This window comes from Nocardia sp. NPDC024068 (assembly GCF_040638875.1).
Classification (GTDB): Bacteria; Actinomycetota; Actinomycetes; order Mycobacteriales; family Mycobacteriaceae; genus Nocardia.
On the sequence record NZ_JBEZYU010000054.1, the window covers coordinates 1 to 14,574 of the forward strand.

Sequence of the window (14,574 nt, forward strand, 5' to 3'; positions counted from 1 at the left end):
GCCCTCGAGACTCGTGGCTTCGCCACATGCGCTTCGAGGGCTGACAGCAGACGCGGGCCGAACCCTTTGTGGGCCTCGCTGAACTCGGCACCGAGGGAGTGGCCCATTCTGTGGATGCGCCCGGTCCGGATCGGAACCGGGTGGTGACGCTGGTAGCGGGCCCCGTGGGCTGCGTAGTGCGGGGCCGCGTTCGCGGGGATCTCACGTCTTTATCCGGATGGTCGCTATCCGTCCTGGGTGGGGCCCGCCCGGTTCTGGAGCGACCAGAGGGAGGGAGCTCAGCGACCGACCGGCGGGAGTGAAGAACCGGGTTAACAGGGCCCCACCCTCGAGGCGCGGAGCGCCTCCAAAATTACAGCCCCACCCCGCGCGCCGAAGGCGCGCCGAATAAACACTGCGCTAGCCTGGGGTATGGACGCTGTCACAGTTGTCCCGACCCCCGCCAATGAGCCGGTGCACACCTACGCGCCGGGTAGCCCCGAACGTGAGCGGCTGCTCGGCAGGCTGGCCGATCTTTCGGGCGATTCCGTCGATATCCCGCTGGTGATCGACGGTAAACACCGTCCGGGTATCGGGGAGCGCCGCGAGATCGTCGCACCGCATCGGCACCGGCAGGTGCTCGGGACCTATACCGACACCACTCATACCGAAGCCGCCGCGGCCATCGAGGCCGCTTCCGCTGCCGCGCCGGGGTGGCGGGCGTTGCCGTTCGACGAACGGGCGGCGGTGTTGTTGCGCGCCGCCGATCTGTTGTCGGGGCCGTGGCGGGAGACGGTGGCCGCGGCCACCATGCTGGGGCAGTCGAAATCGGTGGCGCAGGCGGAGATCGACGCGCCGTGTGAGCTGGTCGATTTCTGGCGGTTCAATGTGTCGTTCGCGCGGGGCATTCTCGCTCAGCAGCCGGAATCGGGGCCGGGGGTGTGGAACCGGCTCGACCACCGCCCGCTGGAGGGGTTCGTCTACGCGATCACCCCGTTCAATTTCACGGCGATCGCCGGCAATCTGCCGACGGCGCCGGCGCTGATGGGCAATACCGTGGTGTGGAAGCCCGCGCCCACCCAGACCCTGGCCGCCTATTACACGATGCGGTTGCTGGAGGCCGCGGGGCTGCCGCCGGGGGTGATCAATATGGTCACCGGCGACGGGCGGGAGCTGTCGGAGGTCGCGCTGGCCGATCCGCGGCTGGCGGGTATCCATTTCACGGGTTCCACTGCCACGTTCCAGTATCTCTGGGGGCAGGTGGGGGCCAATATCGGCCGGTACCGCGGGTACCCACGGCTGGTCGGCGAGACCGGCGGTAAGGATTTCATCGTCGCGCATCCGTCGGCGGACCCGGTGGCGTTGCGGACGGCCCTGATCCGCGGCGCGTACGAGTATCAGGGTCAGAAATGTTCGGCGGCGTCGCGCGCCTATATTCCGCGTTCGGTGTGGCGGGAGATGGGTGATGATTTCCTGGGGATCACCGAGAAGCTGAGCTACGGCGATATCGCGGATCTGTCGAATTTCGGGGGTGCGGTGATCGACCGCCGTGCCTACGACAAGAGTGTCCGGGCGATCGAGCGGGCCCGGTCGGCGGGCGTGACCGTGCCGGTGGGTGGCGACTACGACGACAGCGAGGGCTGGTTCGTCCGCCCGACCGTGCTGCTGGCCGAGGATCCGCGCGATGAATCGTTCGCCACCGAGTATTTCGGGCCGATCCTGTCGGTGCACGTCTACGACGATGCCGAACCGGGGGCTTTCCGGTCGATCCTGGCGGAGGTGGAGTCGGCCGCGCCGTACGCGTTGACCGGTGCCGTGTTCGCCCAGGACCGGCACGCGGTGGAGGAGGCGTCGGCGCGGTTGCGGTTCGCCGCCGGGAATTTCTACGTCAACGACAAACCCACCGGGGCGGTGGTGGGTCAGCAGCCGTTCGGCGGCGCCCGGGCGTCGGGGACCGACGACAAGGCCGGGTCCCCGCTGAATCTGCTGCGCTGGGTGGCGCCCCGCGCGCTGAAGGAAACCTTCGTCCCGCATACCGACCACCGCTATCCGCATATGGAGCGGGAATGAGTTCCCTACGCGGGGTCATGGCCGGGCGGGTGGCTGCCGTCGCGGGTGCGCGGTGAACCCGCTGCGCCCCGCGATCCTCGCGGCCGCGGGCTCCGAGCGGGTGAAACGGCTGCTCACCTCGAGCCCGGCGGCGGCTGCGCTGGTGCGTCGTTTCGTACCGGGGGAGAGCAGGGCGGAACTGGTTGCCGCGGTCCGGGAGCTGCTGGCGAGTGGCCGGGCGGTGAGCGTCGATTTCCTGGGCGAGAACACCACCGACCGGTCGCGGGCCGATGCCGCGGTCGCCGAATACCTGGCGTTGATCAACGATTTGGCCGCGTTGGACACCTCGGCGGTACCGCGGGGCGCGGCGCCACTCGAGGTGTCGGTGAAACTGTCGGCGCTGGGCCAGGCGCTGGGATCCGACGGGCCGGCGATCGCGACCGAGAATCTGCGGGTGTTGTGCACCAAGGCCGCCGAGGCCGGGGTCTGGGTGACGGTGGACGCGGAGGATCACACCACCACGGCGCGGACACTCGCGGCGATCCGCGAGGTCCGGCCCGATTTCTGGTGGCTGGGGACGGTTGTCCAGGCCTACCTGTATCGCAGCGAGGACGATTGCCGCGAACTCGCCGAGGTGGGTGCGCGGGTGCGGTTGTGCAAGGGCGCCTACCGGGAACCGGATACGGTCGCCTATCAGCCTCGTGCGGAGGTGGATCGGGCCTACCTTCGCTGCCTGCGGGTGCTGATGCGGGGTGACGCCCGGCCGCTGGTGGCCTCCCACGATCCCGGCCTGCTGGCCGCCGCTGCCGATCTGGTGACACAGACCGCCCGGCGTCCCGGCGAGATGGAATACCAGATGCTCTACGGCATTCGCGCCGATGAGCAGCTCCGTTTGGCCGGCCGGGGCGATTTCGTGCGGGTGTACGTGCCCTACGGCGGGCAGTGGTACGGCTATCTCATGCGGCGGCTGGCGGAGCGTCCCGCGAACCTGGCCTTTTTCCTCCGGGCCGTGGCCGGCCGCTGAACCGGCGCTAGACCAGCGGTTTGCCCTTGCGCATGCGGCGGCGCATATCCCACAGGTAGTAGTTCATCGGGAACTGGCGCATGGCGCGCGGCTGGAGTTTCAGCAGCAGGCCCACGAACTTCATCGTGCGGTCGAACCAGCGCTGATTGCCCTCGGTCCAGTTCATGTGCATCTTCTCGCGGATCTGCGGGGGCAGGCAGCCGGAGACGACGAAGCGGTGGAACTTCGCGGAGAGCAGCCGCACCGGAAGCGGCAGCATCTTCAGATCGATGAGGTCGTTGAAGTAGGCGCGGGTGGTCTCGTCGATTTCCAGGTTGTCCAGGTTGTCTTCCCAGTACTGCCAGAACGCGGCCCGGTTGGGCGGCCACATCTCGGGGCGCACCTGCAGGGTGGTACCGAGCCGGATGCTGTGCGCGTAGAACGTGTCGGCGGTCGCGTCGTCCATCGGGCCCTGCACCTTCTCGAGCAGGTCCACGAAACCGAAGTAGAGGCAGGCCGCCACCCACACCTGCAGCTTGGGGTCGAAGGCGTTGTACTTGACCGGGCTGGTGGGTTTGGTGCGGATATGGCGGTGGGAGGTGTTGACGGCGAGCCGGTAGGCGTTGCGTTCCTCGTCGCTGCCGAGCATCGCCACGGACAGATAGGTGAGGGTGGTGCGCAGCCGCTTGAACGGATGCACCATCACATTGCCGCTTTTGACGTCGCTCTCCATGACGCCGTAGGCGACCGGCCGCAAACCCAGCTGCATGATCACGTTGGCGGTGCCGCCGAGGAAGGCGGTGATGCCGACGATGTGGTCCTCGATATCGAAATCCGGGGCGTACAGGGACTGCGGTTCGGGTTCGCTCTGAGACGCCGGCCAGGGAGCGGTCATCGGTGACCTCTTTCAATGAGAAGGTTATATGATAACCATCTCATTCTCTCGAAGCCGCGTCAACCGGTGCGGTCACTGTGCGATGCTTATTACGTCGTTGCTTATTACGTCGCCGCATCGGCGAGCACGGAAAGGTGCCGAGATGGGTGCGCTGGCTCAATTGTTGCCGCTGGTCCGATCGCCGAGACGCGATCAGGATCAATCGGTGCTGGCCGCGGCATTGCAGGCGTTTCTCGATTTCGGGATCAAACGCACCAGCATGGTGGAGGTCGCCCGGCGTGGCGGGCTCTCCCTTGCCACACTGTACCGGCGGTTTTCCAGTAAATCCGATCTGATCCAGGCCGTGGGGCTGCTGCAGACCCGGGAGTTCATCGAGAGTGTCGATGCGGCGGTCCAGCGGCAGGTCGAACGAGACGCCGGCGCCGAAGACCAGATCGTCGAGCTGTTCGTCGCGTTCCTCGACGGATTGCGCGGTAACGAACTGCTGGACCGGCTGCTGAACACCGAACCCGAGATCGTGCTGCCCTATCTGACGACCCAGGGCGCCCCGGTGATCGAGCTGGGCCGCGACTATCTCGCCGAGTTCATCACCCGGTTGCAGGACGAAGGCAAACTGCCGGCCTACGATCCGCTGCCGGTGGCCGAGATGATCGCGCGGACCTCGCTCTCGCTGGCCCTCACCCCGCAGACGGTGATTCCGCTGGGCGACGATACGGCGCTGCGCCGCTACGCGCGCGATCATGTCGTGGTCTCGTTCCGGGTGCCGGGCACGGTCACCGAATCCTGAATTCCGAATCGAACTGTTTTCGCATATCTCGGTCAGACGAGTTTCAGGCCGAATTTGCGGCGCATGCGGAAATCGAACAGATACGCGTTGATCGGGAAATTACGCACCGGCACCGGCAGTACCGCCCATATGCGGCCGAGCGCGCGCAGCATCCGGTCGAACCGCCGCTCGTCACGAGCCGACCAGCGCATACCCATTTCGTCGCGCAGATGCGGCGGTAACAGCCCGGCGGTGACCCACCGGTTGAACCGCGCGCCGAGCCATTGCACCGGCCGCGGGAACATCCGCAGGTCGACGATCTCGTCCAGCATCTCGCGGACCGGCGGATCGATACGGGTCCGGGCCAGGTTCTCGGCCCAGTATCGATCGAACGCCGCCATATCGGCCGGCCACATATCCGCCGGTACCTGCAGTGTGGTGCCCAGCCGGGCCGAATGCCGGTAGATGACCTCCTCCAGCTCGGGCTCGGGTCGTCCGCCCATCCGATCCCGCAGGTCGCGGGCACCCCAGTACAGGCAGGCGGCCACCCAGAGCTGCAGGTTCCGGTCGAAGGCGTTGTACTTGACGGGACTCTGCGCGGTGGAGCGCACCTGACGATGCGAGGTGTCCACCGCTGTGCGGTAGGCCGTGCGCTCGTCCGGGCTGCCGAGCAGTGCGACGGCCAGGTAGGTGAGCGTGGTCCGGGTGCGTTTCACCGGGTGCACCGTGAGCTTCCCGCTGTCCACGGGGCTTTCCAGAACTCCATAACCCACACCGGGGACGGCGAGTTGCATGATCACATTGGCGGCGGCGCCGAGTACCGCCGCACCGTCGATATACGGGCGGAAATCGAATTGATCGTCTCCCTGCCGACCGGCGGAAAGGAGCGGATTGCCGGTGGAATCGGGGGATATCGGCTCTTCGCTGGGAGAGCTGGTCATGCGGGGCGCCGTTTCCGAGGGTGTGAGAAATCTTTCGGTTCACCTTCTCGCCGCGGCGCAAATGTGTCAAGTCTCGACAGAGAAATCCCATTTCACGAATTATGACCGAAAAGTGGTGCGGATGCGTTTCGCATTTCCGATGGCATATGGGAATTCCGGGATCCGGGTGGATCCCCGGGCTGCCGGAGTCGAGCGGTTCGGCGGGGCCCGAGCCGAGGTTCGCCGAGGTGCCCCGCCGGGCGCACACTGGCGAATTCACCGGGCGGGTACCTGCCGCGGGCTTCGGCGGGCCCAGTACTTTGGGCCCATGTCCCTCGGCCCGCGCCTGCTCAGTTCCCTGGACCCCCTCGCCGTCGCCGCGGGAGCCGATATCCCGGACGCGGTGACCGTCGACGGTGTGACGCTGTCGCGCAGCGATCTACTCGGCGCGGCCACGTCCGTGGCCGAACGGGTCGCGCGGGCGGAACGGGTCGCGGTGCTGGCCCGGCCCACGGTGCCCACGGTGCTCGCCGTGGTCGGCTGCCTGATCGCCGGGGTGACGGTGGTACCGGTACCGCCCGACTCCGGCGCCGCCGAACTGGACCATATGCTGACCGATTCCGGGGTCCAGGCCTGGCTGGGTGAGGCGCCGGAAGGTACCGGACTGCCCGTGGTGCCCGTCCGGCAGCATGCCCGGTCCTGGCACACCTACCCGGAACCCGACCCCACCGCGCCGGCCTTCGTGCTCTACACCTCCGGGACCACCGGGCTGCCCAAAGGTGTGGTGCTGAGCCGGGGTGCGATCGCCGCCGGTCTGGACGCGCTCGCCGAGGCGTGGTCGTGGACTGCCGCCGATGTACTGGTGCACGGACTGCCGCTGTTCCATGTGCACGGGCTCATCCTGGGTCTGCTCGGCCCGCTGCGGGTCGGTAGTCCGCTCGTGCACACCGGCAAACCGACCCCGGCGAACTACGCCGCCGCCGCGGGCACCATGTACTTCGGTGTTCCCACCGTCTGGACCCGGATCACCGAGGACCCGGACGCGGCGAAACAGCTGAGCGCGGCCAGGTTGCTGATCTCGGGCAGCGCGCCGTTGCCCGCTCCGGTCTTCGAGCGGCTCGCGGAACTCACCGGGCACGCGCCGGTCGAGCGGTACGGCATGAGTGAAACCATGATCACCCTCTCCGCGCGGGCCGACGGGGAGCGGCGGCCGGGCTGGGTGGGTGTTCCGGTGCGCGGGGTGCAGACGCGGCTGTGCGACGAATCCGGGCAGCCGGTCCCGCACGACGGGTCGAGTATCGGCGGCCTCCAGGTCCGCGGGCCGATGCTGTTCGACGGTTATTTCGGCCGGCCCGAGGCGACCGCGCAGTGCTGGACCGAGGACGGCTGGTTCCGCACGGGGGATGTCGCGGCGATCGACGAAGGCGGCTTCCACCGGATCGTCGGACGCGAATCGGTGGACCTCATCAAATCCGGGGGGTACCGGGTGGGCGCGGGCGAGGTGGAGACGACGCTGCTGGGTCATCCCGGCGTCGCGGAGGTGGCCGTGGTCGGTCTCGACGATGCCGACCTCGGGCAGCGGATCGTGGCGTTCGTGGTGCCACGCGATCCGGCGCCCACCGAGACCGAACTGATCGACCATGTGGCCGCGCAGCTTTCGGCACACAAGCGACCCCGGGAGATCCGCTTTGTGCCCGCACTGCCGCGTAATGCGATGGGCAAGGTGCAGAAGAAGCAGTTACATTAGCGGCGCCTGCGGCGCCGCGGGGTCGGGGCCCTGCATCCCGGTTCTTCACTCCCGCCGGTCGGTCGCTGCGCTCCCTCCCTCTGGTCGCTCCAGAACCGGGCGGTCCCCGACCCTGGTATCGGGCCCTGGGAGGTACCGCCCGTCCGGACGGCGGTGATCAGTTGTGGGCGTGCAGTGCCTCGTTGAGCTCGATGCCGGTGCCCGCGCGCGGCACGACCTCCACTGCTCCCGTCCGCGAATTCCGGCGGAACAGCAGGTTGTTCGTACCGCTCAGCTCGGCCGCCTTGACCACGGTGCCGTCTGGGGTGGTCACCTTGGTGCCCGCGGTGAGATACAGGCCGGCCTCGAGCACGCAGTCGTCGCCCAGCGGAATACCCAGACCCGAATTCGCGCCCAGCAGCGACCGCTCACCAATCGAGATGACCGTGGTGCCGCCACCGGACAGGGTGCCCATGGTGGAGGCGCCGCCGCCGACATCGGAGCCGTCGCCGACCACCACGCCGGCCGAGATACGGCCCTCGACCATGGAGGTGCCGAGGGTGCCGGCATTGAAGTTCACGAACCCCTCGTGCATCACGGTGGTGCCGGCCGCCAGATGCGCGCCCAGGCGCACCCGGTCGGCGTCGCCGATGCGGACACCGGCCGGGACCACGTAGTCGACCATGCGCGGGAACTTGTCCACGCTGTACACGGTGACCTGACCGCGGGCGCGCAGTTTGGCGCGGGTGATCTCGAAGCCTTCCACCGCGGCGGGGCCGTGATTGGTCCATACGACATTGGCCAGCAGCGCGAACTGTCCCTCCAGGCTCACCGTGTGCGGGCGCACCAGGCGATGCGACAGCAGATGCAGCCGCAGGTAGACGTCGTGGGCGTCGACGGGAGCGGCGGAGAGATCGGCGATGGAGGTGCGTACCGCGATGACGTCGACACCGCGCGCGCTGTCCGGGCCGACCAGTTCGGCGAGTTCGGGGGGCGCCGCGTCGAGCCGCTCGGTACCGGTGCTGCCGGGATCGCCCAGCTCGGGGGCGGGAAACCAGGTATCCAGAACGGTTCCGTCCGCGGTCACAGTGGCGATGCCGATAGCGGTTGCTCCCTGAATGCTCACGGACAGCAAGCCTACCCACCAACGGCCCCGGGATGGTGGCCACCTCTAGGCTCGTATGCCGTGACCCTCGACCTGCGCGCCGACCCCATCGCCCTCACCGCAGCCCTCGTCGACATCCCGAGCGTCTCCCGGGACGAGGACGCGGTCACCGCCGCCGTGGAAACCGCGCTGCGCACCCAGACCAGCGGTTTCGAGGTCATGCGGCACGGCAACGTGGTTCTCGCGCGTACCGATCGCGGACTGCCCACCCGGGTCGTCCTGGCCGGTCACCTCGATACCGTGCCGATCGCCGACAATGTGCCGGGCCGGTTCGCCACCGAGAACGGCGCCGAGGTGCTGTACGGGTGCGGATCGGTCGATATGAAATCCGGGGACGCGGTCTTCCTGCACCTGGCCGCGACCATCGCGGACCCCGCCCACGACCTGACGCTGATCTTCTACGACTGCGAGGAGATCGCCGCCGAGTTCAACGGCCTGAACGTCATCGAACGCGAACTGCCCGAATGGCTCGACGCCGATCTCGCGATCCTCGGTGAGCCCTCGGGCGGCTGGATCGAAGCCGGCTGCCAGGGCACGCTCCGGGTCCGGTTGAGCACAACCGGGGTCCGCGCGCATTCCGCCCGGGCCTGGCTCGGTGACAATGCGATCCACCGGCTCGCGCCCCTGCTGAACCGGCTGTCGGAGTACCGGGCCCGGGAAGTGGATATCGACGGATGCCGCTACCGGGAAGGGCTCTCGGCCGTCCGGGTCGGCGGCGGAGTCTCGGGCAACGTGGTCCCCGACGCCGCCGAGGTCGAGGTGAACTTCCGGTTCGCGCCCGATCGATCGGTCGATCAGGCCGTCGAGCATGTACGCGAGGTCGTCGCCGGTCTCGACCTCGGTTTCGAGATCACCGACTCCGCGGCAGGTGCCCTACCCGGACTCACCGCCCCCGCCGCCCGCGGACTGGTCGACGCGGTACAGGCGCACGGGTCGGCGGGCGTCCGGGCGAAATACGGCTGGACCGACGTCTCCCGCTTCGCGGCCCGCGGCATCCCCGCGGTGAACTTCGGCCCCGGCGATCCGAACCTCGCCCACAAACGCGACGAGCACGTCCCCCTCACCCAGATCACCGCCGTCACCGATATGCTGCGCGCCTACCTCACGAAGGACTCTTCCGATGTCGACCGACTCCGCTGAACCCGGGATGGCCGGAAAACCCAAGACCCGGTTCCGCGGGCCGATCATGTTCCGCCGGGATCGGACCCCGCGGGGCAGCACCGCCGATCAGCATCTGCTGGATCAGCGGGAGGACAGCGAATGGGTGCATACCGATCCGTGGCGGGTGTTGCGGATCCAGGCGGAGTTCGTGGAGGGTTTCGGCGCGCTGGCGGAGGTTCCCCGGGCGGTGAGCGTATTCGGTTCGGCCCGTACCGCTGTCGATCATCCGGAGTACGCGGCCGCGCGGGAGTTGGGAGCCGCACTGGCGAGCGCCGGGTTCGCCGTGATCACCGGGGGCGGTCCGGGCGTAATGGAGGCCGCCAATCGCGGAGCCTCCGAGGCGGGCGGCTATTCGATCGGGTTGGGGATCGAGTTGCCGTTCGAGCAGAGCCTCAACGACTGGGTCGATCTCGGGATCAACTTCCGCTACTTCTTCGTACGCAAGACCATGTTCGTGAAGTATTCGCAGGCATTCGTCTGCCTGCCCGGCGGGTACGGCACCCTCGACGAACTGTTCGAGGCGCTCACGCTGGTGCAGACCCGCAAGATCACCCGGTTTCCGATCATCCTGTTCGGTTCGCGGTATTGGGCGCCGCTGGTGGAGTGGATACGGAATTCGCTGGCGGCCGACAGCCGGATCTCACCCGGTGATATCGACCTGCTGCACGTCACCGACGATATCGCCGAAGTGGTGCGGATCGTCGAGGGGTCGCAACCGGCCAAGGCGGCGATCGAGAAGGTCGGGACGGAGGACGAATGGTGACCCCGCGTCCGTTCGCGTTGTGTGTGTACTGCTCGGCCGGTACCTCCGATCCGGCGTATCTGGATCTGGCGGCCCGGGTCGGCGCCGAGGTGGGCCGGCGTGGCTGGCAGCTGGTGTCCGGCGGCGGCAACGTATCGATGATGGGCGCTCTCGCGACCGCCGCCCGGGCGGGCGGGGCGCATACCGTCGGTGTGATTCCGAAACATCTGGTGCACCGTGAGGTCGCCGATGTGGATTCCGACGAGCTGATCGTCACCGACACCATGCGGCAGCGCAAGCAGGTGATGGAGGACCGGGCCGACGCCTTTCTCACCCTGCCGGGCGGGATCGGCACCCTGGAGGAGTTCTTCGAGGCGTGGACCGGCGGTCATCTGGGCCAGCACGCCAAACCGATGGCGATCCTGGACCCCGTCGGCCACTACACGGGCCTGTTCACCTGGCTCGCGGGGCTGCGCGAACACGGATTCGTCCCGCAGGCGGCCCTCGACCGCATCACCCTCACCGCCGATCTGACCGCGGCCTTCGATGCGTTGGATCCCGGTTTCGCGAACCGCCCGGAGACCGGCGCCGGGCGGTGAGCCGTCCGGCCGTTCAGCGGACCGGCCGGGGTTCCGGGCCGAGGTCCAGGACCGCCTTACCGTGCAGTCGCCGGTCGAGCAGGGCCGCCGCGGCCTCGGCGAAGCGGGTCCAGTGTCCGCGCCAGCTGATACCGGGATCGAGCCGGCCGGCCGTGATCTCGGCCGCCAGCCAGGTCAGATCGGCGGAGTAGTCCGCGGCGGGGTCCGCGAGGAGGAAGAAGGTGCGCAAGGACCGGTCGTGGCGGCCTTCGGTGGCCAGGAAGGCCTCGGGCGGGAAGGTCGCGTCGGCGCCGGCGGAGCGGCCGACGCTCACCAGGGTGCCGCCGGCCGCCAGCCTCGCGAAGGAGTCCACCATCATGGGACCGCCGACCGAATCGAGCACCGCGTGCACCGGGTCGCCGACCTGCGCCGGATGGGTGATCACCCGGTCCGCGCCCAGCGCTCGCAGTTCGCCGTCCCGGGCGGCATCACCGGTGACGGCCACGACCTCCGCACCGGCGCGGGCCGCCAGCTGGACCGCGTAGCGGCCGACCCCGCCGGAGGCTCCGGTGATCATCACCCGGCGGCCCAGTAGCGGTCCGAATCCGCGGAGAACCCGTAGCGCGCTCAACCCGGCCACCGGAATCGTGCTGAGCGCGCCCGGGTCCGCGGTGGGTGGCGCGACGCCCAGCAGCGGTGTCGGTACCGCGCGCAGTTCGCCCCAGCCGTTTTCTCCCAGCGTGACCACCGGTGTGCCCTCGGCCGGGCCGGACCCGTCGGCCGCGGCCCGGATCACCACACCGGCCGCATCCCAGCCGATCCGGGTGCCGGACGGGACGGATGCATCGCCGATATGGGCCAGCTCGCCATAGTTCAGGGATACCGCCGCTACCCGGATCAGGGCTTCGCCGGGGCCCGGGACGGGGTCGGGCACGTCGGCCAGAGCCAGGTGTGCCGTTGCGGTGTGGTCGACGACGATCGCGCGCACAGGGGTTTCCCTTCGGAGATTCTTCAAAGTGCCACAGTGTGGCAATTGCCGAAATCGAGCATAAGCGCATTGATGGCGGACCGCTACACTGGTATCGATGACCAGCACGGAGCAGCCCCGCACGCTGCGCGAACGCAAGAAGATTCGCACCCGGGACGCACTGGCGCAGACAGCTGTCGCGCTGTTCGGGGAGCGCGGTTTCGAGGACACCCCACTCGATGTGCTCTTGGCGGAAGTAGAGGTCTCACGGCGGACCTTCTTCCGCAATTTCCGTTCCAAGGAAGACGTCGCGCTCACCGCGGTCCACGAGCTGTGGAGCGCCGCCCTGATCGTCCTGGACGAGACCGGCAGATCCGGCCCGGTGGCGACGATCTTCCGCGACGCGATGCTGGAAACGATCGGCCGGATGGATCCGGAATGGTTCGGCCGGTTCGCCGCAACCCTCGCCCTGATCGAGCGATCCCCGTCGCTCACCGCGCATTCGCTCCGGCACTGCGCGGAGGTCCAGACCGAGGTCGCCCGCCGGCTCGGCGACCCGGATGGCCTCGAACTGCGCCTGCTCCTGGAGTTCTGCGTGGCCACCTGGCGCTGCGCACTCGACGAATGGCTCCCCACCCCGGCCGCCGAAGAACTGCCGGGGTGTGTACGGCGGACGTTCGCCACGATGGAGAGCAGTCTCCGGCTCGAAATCTAGCTCCGTGGTGACTTCGTCCCGAGCGGCCGACCGCGACCCTGGACCCCGAGGGTGCCGCTGCGCTATTAAGCTCGACACATGTTCGAACCCGTCCGCCCGGCACCGACGTTGTGCGGCCGGACAGTGGCGACCGATCGCGCTCTGGTCATGGCGATCGTGAATCGCACTCCGGATTCCTTCTACGACCGCGGCGCCACCTTCGGTGACACCGCCGCGATGGCCGCGGTGGACCGGGCGGTCGCCGAGGGGGCCGATCTGGTCGATATCGGCGGTGTGAAGGCGGGGCCGGGGGAGCTGGTGGACGCGGTGGAGGAATCGCGGCGGGTGGTGCCGTTCGTGGCCGCCATCCGGGAGGCCTACCCCGACCTGTTGATCAGCGTCGACACCTGGCGGTCGGAGGTCGCGCGCGCGGCCGTGGCCGAGGGTGCGGATCTGATCAACGACACCTGGGCGGGCGCCGATCCGGAACTCGTGGCGGTGGCGGCGGAGACCCGTGCGGGAATCGTATGCAGTCATACCGGGGGCGCCGTGCCGCGGACCCGTCCGCACCGGGTCCGTTACGACGATGTGGTGGCCGAGGTCACAGAAACGGTGGTCGGTGCGGCCGAAGCGGCCGCGGTGGCCGGTGTGGCCAGGGATTCCATCCTCATAGATCCGACCCATGATTTCGGGAAAAACACCTATCACGGGCTCGCACTGTTGCGGGCAGCGGACGTTCTTGTAAAAAGCGGGTGGCCGGTCTTGATGGCGCTGAGCAACAAGGATTTCATCGGAGAGACATTAGGTGCCGGACTTTCCGAACGGCTGGAGGGCACATTGGCAGCAACAGCGTGGTCGGCCGCGGTGGGTGCCCGGGTTTTCCGTGTGCACGAGGTCGCCGCGACCAGGCGTGTTGTCGACATGATCGCCGCGATCCAGGGGGTCCGGCCCCCAGTACGAACTCTGCGAGGTCTCGTATGAAACTCTCACACCACGAGCCCGGGTGGGCGTCCACCAACACGTGGGACGCCCCTGAATGGCCGGTGGCCGATCTGGTCGCCGCCAAGGCCGGCCGCACCGTATCGGTGGTGCTGCCCGCATTGAACGAGGAGAGAACCGTCGCCGAGGTGGTGGCCAGTATCCGGCCGCTGCTCGGCACCCTGGTGGATGAACTCGTCGTACTGGATTCCGGATCCACCGATTCGACCGCCGAACGCGCCCGCGCGGCCGGGGCCGAGGTCATCACCCGGGAACAGGCCGTACCCGAGCTGGAGCCGGCACCGGGTAAGGGCGAGGTGCTGTGGCGTTCGCTCGCGGTGACCAGTGGTGACCTGGTGGCCTTCGTCGACTCCGATCTGATCGATCCGGATCCGGCGTTCGTGCCGAAACTGCTGGGTCCGCTGCTCACCACGCCGGATCTGCATCTGGTGAAGGCGTACTACCGGCGGCCGCTGCTCCACGGCGGCGGGGTGGACGCGCACGGCGGCGGCCGGGTCACCGAACTGGTGGCACGCCCGCTGCTGGCCGCCCTGCGACCGGGTCTCACCCCGGTGCTGCAACCGCTCGGCGGGGAATACGCGGGCACGCGCGAACTCCTGACGGCCGTACCGTTCGCCCCGGGCTACGGGGTGGAGATCGGTTTGCTGCTCGATACCTACGATCGGCTCGGTCTCGGTGCCATCGGCCAGGTCAACCTTGGGGTGCGGACCCATCGCAACCGGCCGCTGGCCGATCTGGGCGTGATGAGCCGGCAGATCCTGGGCACGGTGCTGGGCCGCAGCGGTATCGCGGATTCGGGTGCGGCGCTCACCCAGTTCCCGTTGATCGGCGAAGAGTTCTCCCCCCACAGCACGGTGGTGGACCTGCTGGACCGGCCGCCGATGAATACGATCCGCCCGGACGTGGCGGCCGCCTGAACAATCCCGGCCG

Annotated in this window: 14 protein-coding genes; 10 read left to right on the forward strand and 4 right to left on the reverse strand. The window is 68.5% G+C overall.

The genetic code is table 11. The annotated features are described in order from the left end of the window. The first annotated feature begins 411 nt into the window (after positions 1-411). Entirely contained in the window at positions 412-2,049 is a 1,638-nt protein-coding gene (pruA, locus tag AB0F41_RS26435; protein WP_357428325.1) for an L-glutamate gamma-semialdehyde dehydrogenase, read from the forward strand. 52 nt (positions 2,050-2,101) lie between these two features. After that, on the forward strand, positions 2,102-3,052 hold the full coding sequence (locus AB0F41_RS26440) for a proline dehydrogenase family protein (protein WP_357428327.1): 951 nt from the start codon (positions 2,102-2,104) through the stop codon (positions 3,050-3,052). A 7-nt stretch (positions 3,053-3,059) separates the two neighbouring features. Here AB0F41_RS26440 and AB0F41_RS26445 read toward each other — a convergent pair whose 3' ends face one another. Then, positions 3,060-3,926 (reverse strand): oxygenase MpaB family protein, encoded by an 867-nt coding sequence (locus tag AB0F41_RS26445; protein ID WP_357428329.1) that lies wholly within the window; start codon positions 3,924-3,926, stop codon positions 3,060-3,062. Positions 3,927-4,068: 142 nt separating this feature from the next. Here AB0F41_RS26445 and AB0F41_RS26450 point away from each other — a divergent pair, with 142 nt between their 5' ends. Then, positions 4,069-4,713, forward strand: a complete 645-nt coding sequence (locus AB0F41_RS26450; RefSeq protein WP_357428331.1) for a TetR/AcrR family transcriptional regulator — start codon at positions 4,069-4,071, stop codon at positions 4,711-4,713. Between the two features lie 32 nt (positions 4,714-4,745). On the opposite strand, the gene AB0F41_RS26455 is transcribed toward AB0F41_RS26450, so the two are convergent. After that, a complete protein-coding gene (locus AB0F41_RS26455; protein ID WP_357428333.1) occupies positions 4,746-5,633 on the reverse strand; it encodes an oxygenase MpaB family protein in 888 nt (295 codons plus the stop codon). 307 nt (positions 5,634-5,940) lie between these two features. On the opposite strand from AB0F41_RS26455, the gene AB0F41_RS26460 reads away from it, so the two are divergent. Further along, positions 5,941-7,359 (forward strand): acyl-CoA synthetase, encoded by a 1,419-nt coding sequence (locus tag AB0F41_RS26460; protein ID WP_357428335.1) that lies wholly within the window; start codon positions 5,941-5,943, stop codon positions 7,357-7,359. A gap of 157 nt (positions 7,360-7,516) precedes the next feature. Here AB0F41_RS26460 and dapD read toward each other — a convergent pair whose 3' ends face one another. Continuing rightward, entirely contained in the window at positions 7,517-8,464 is a 948-nt protein-coding gene (gene dapD, locus AB0F41_RS26465; RefSeq protein ID WP_357428337.1) for a 2,3,4,5-tetrahydropyridine-2,6-dicarboxylate N-succinyltransferase, read from the reverse strand. Positions 8,465-8,524: 60 nt separating this feature from the next. Between dapD and dapE the strand changes: the two genes are divergently transcribed. The 3 genes from dapE to AB0F41_RS26480 are packed head-to-tail and all read left to right on the forward strand — an operon-like array spanning position 8,525 to position 11,005. After that, entirely contained in the window at positions 8,525-9,643 is a 1,119-nt protein-coding gene (dapE, locus tag AB0F41_RS26470) for a succinyl-diaminopimelate desuccinylase (protein ID WP_357428339.1), read from the forward strand. A gap of 46 nt (positions 9,644-9,689) precedes the next feature. Then, positions 9,690-10,427: a TIGR00730 family Rossman fold protein gene (locus tag AB0F41_RS26475; RefSeq protein ID WP_357428394.1), complete on the forward strand. Its 738-nt coding sequence runs from the start codon at positions 9,690-9,692 to the stop codon at positions 10,425-10,427. Next, positions 10,421-11,005: a TIGR00730 family Rossman fold protein gene (locus tag AB0F41_RS26480; RefSeq protein ID WP_357428341.1), complete on the forward strand. Its 585-nt coding sequence runs from the start codon at positions 10,421-10,423 to the stop codon at positions 11,003-11,005. The genes AB0F41_RS26475 and AB0F41_RS26480 overlap by 7 nt, the downstream gene beginning before the upstream one ends. Before the next feature lie 13 nt (positions 11,006-11,018). Here AB0F41_RS26480 and AB0F41_RS26485 read toward each other — a convergent pair whose 3' ends face one another. Then, positions 11,019-11,972, reverse strand: coding sequence for a zinc-binding dehydrogenase (locus tag AB0F41_RS26485; protein WP_357428343.1), 954 nt, complete (start codon positions 11,970-11,972; stop codon positions 11,019-11,021). A gap of 97 nt (positions 11,973-12,069) precedes the next feature. Here AB0F41_RS26485 and AB0F41_RS26490 point away from each other — a divergent pair, with 97 nt between their 5' ends. The 3 genes from AB0F41_RS26490 (at position 12,070) to AB0F41_RS26500 (ending at position 14,561) form a co-directional block, all read left to right on the forward strand. Further along, positions 12,070-12,666 carry a TetR family transcriptional regulator gene (locus AB0F41_RS26490; RefSeq protein WP_357428345.1) on the forward strand — a complete coding sequence of 199 codons (597 nt, stop codon included), beginning with the start codon at positions 12,070-12,072 and terminating at the stop codon, positions 12,664-12,666. Between the two features lie 78 nt (positions 12,667-12,744). After that, on the forward strand, positions 12,745-13,626 hold the full coding sequence (folP, locus tag AB0F41_RS26495; protein WP_357428346.1) for a dihydropteroate synthase: 882 nt from the start codon (positions 12,745-12,747) through the stop codon (positions 13,624-13,626). Then, positions 13,623-14,561: a glucosyl-3-phosphoglycerate synthase gene (locus AB0F41_RS26500; RefSeq protein WP_357428348.1), complete on the forward strand. Its 939-nt coding sequence runs from the start codon at positions 13,623-13,625 to the stop codon at positions 14,559-14,561. The genes folP and AB0F41_RS26500 overlap by 4 nt, the downstream gene beginning before the upstream one ends. The last annotated feature ends 13 nt before the right edge of the window (positions 14,562-14,574 follow it).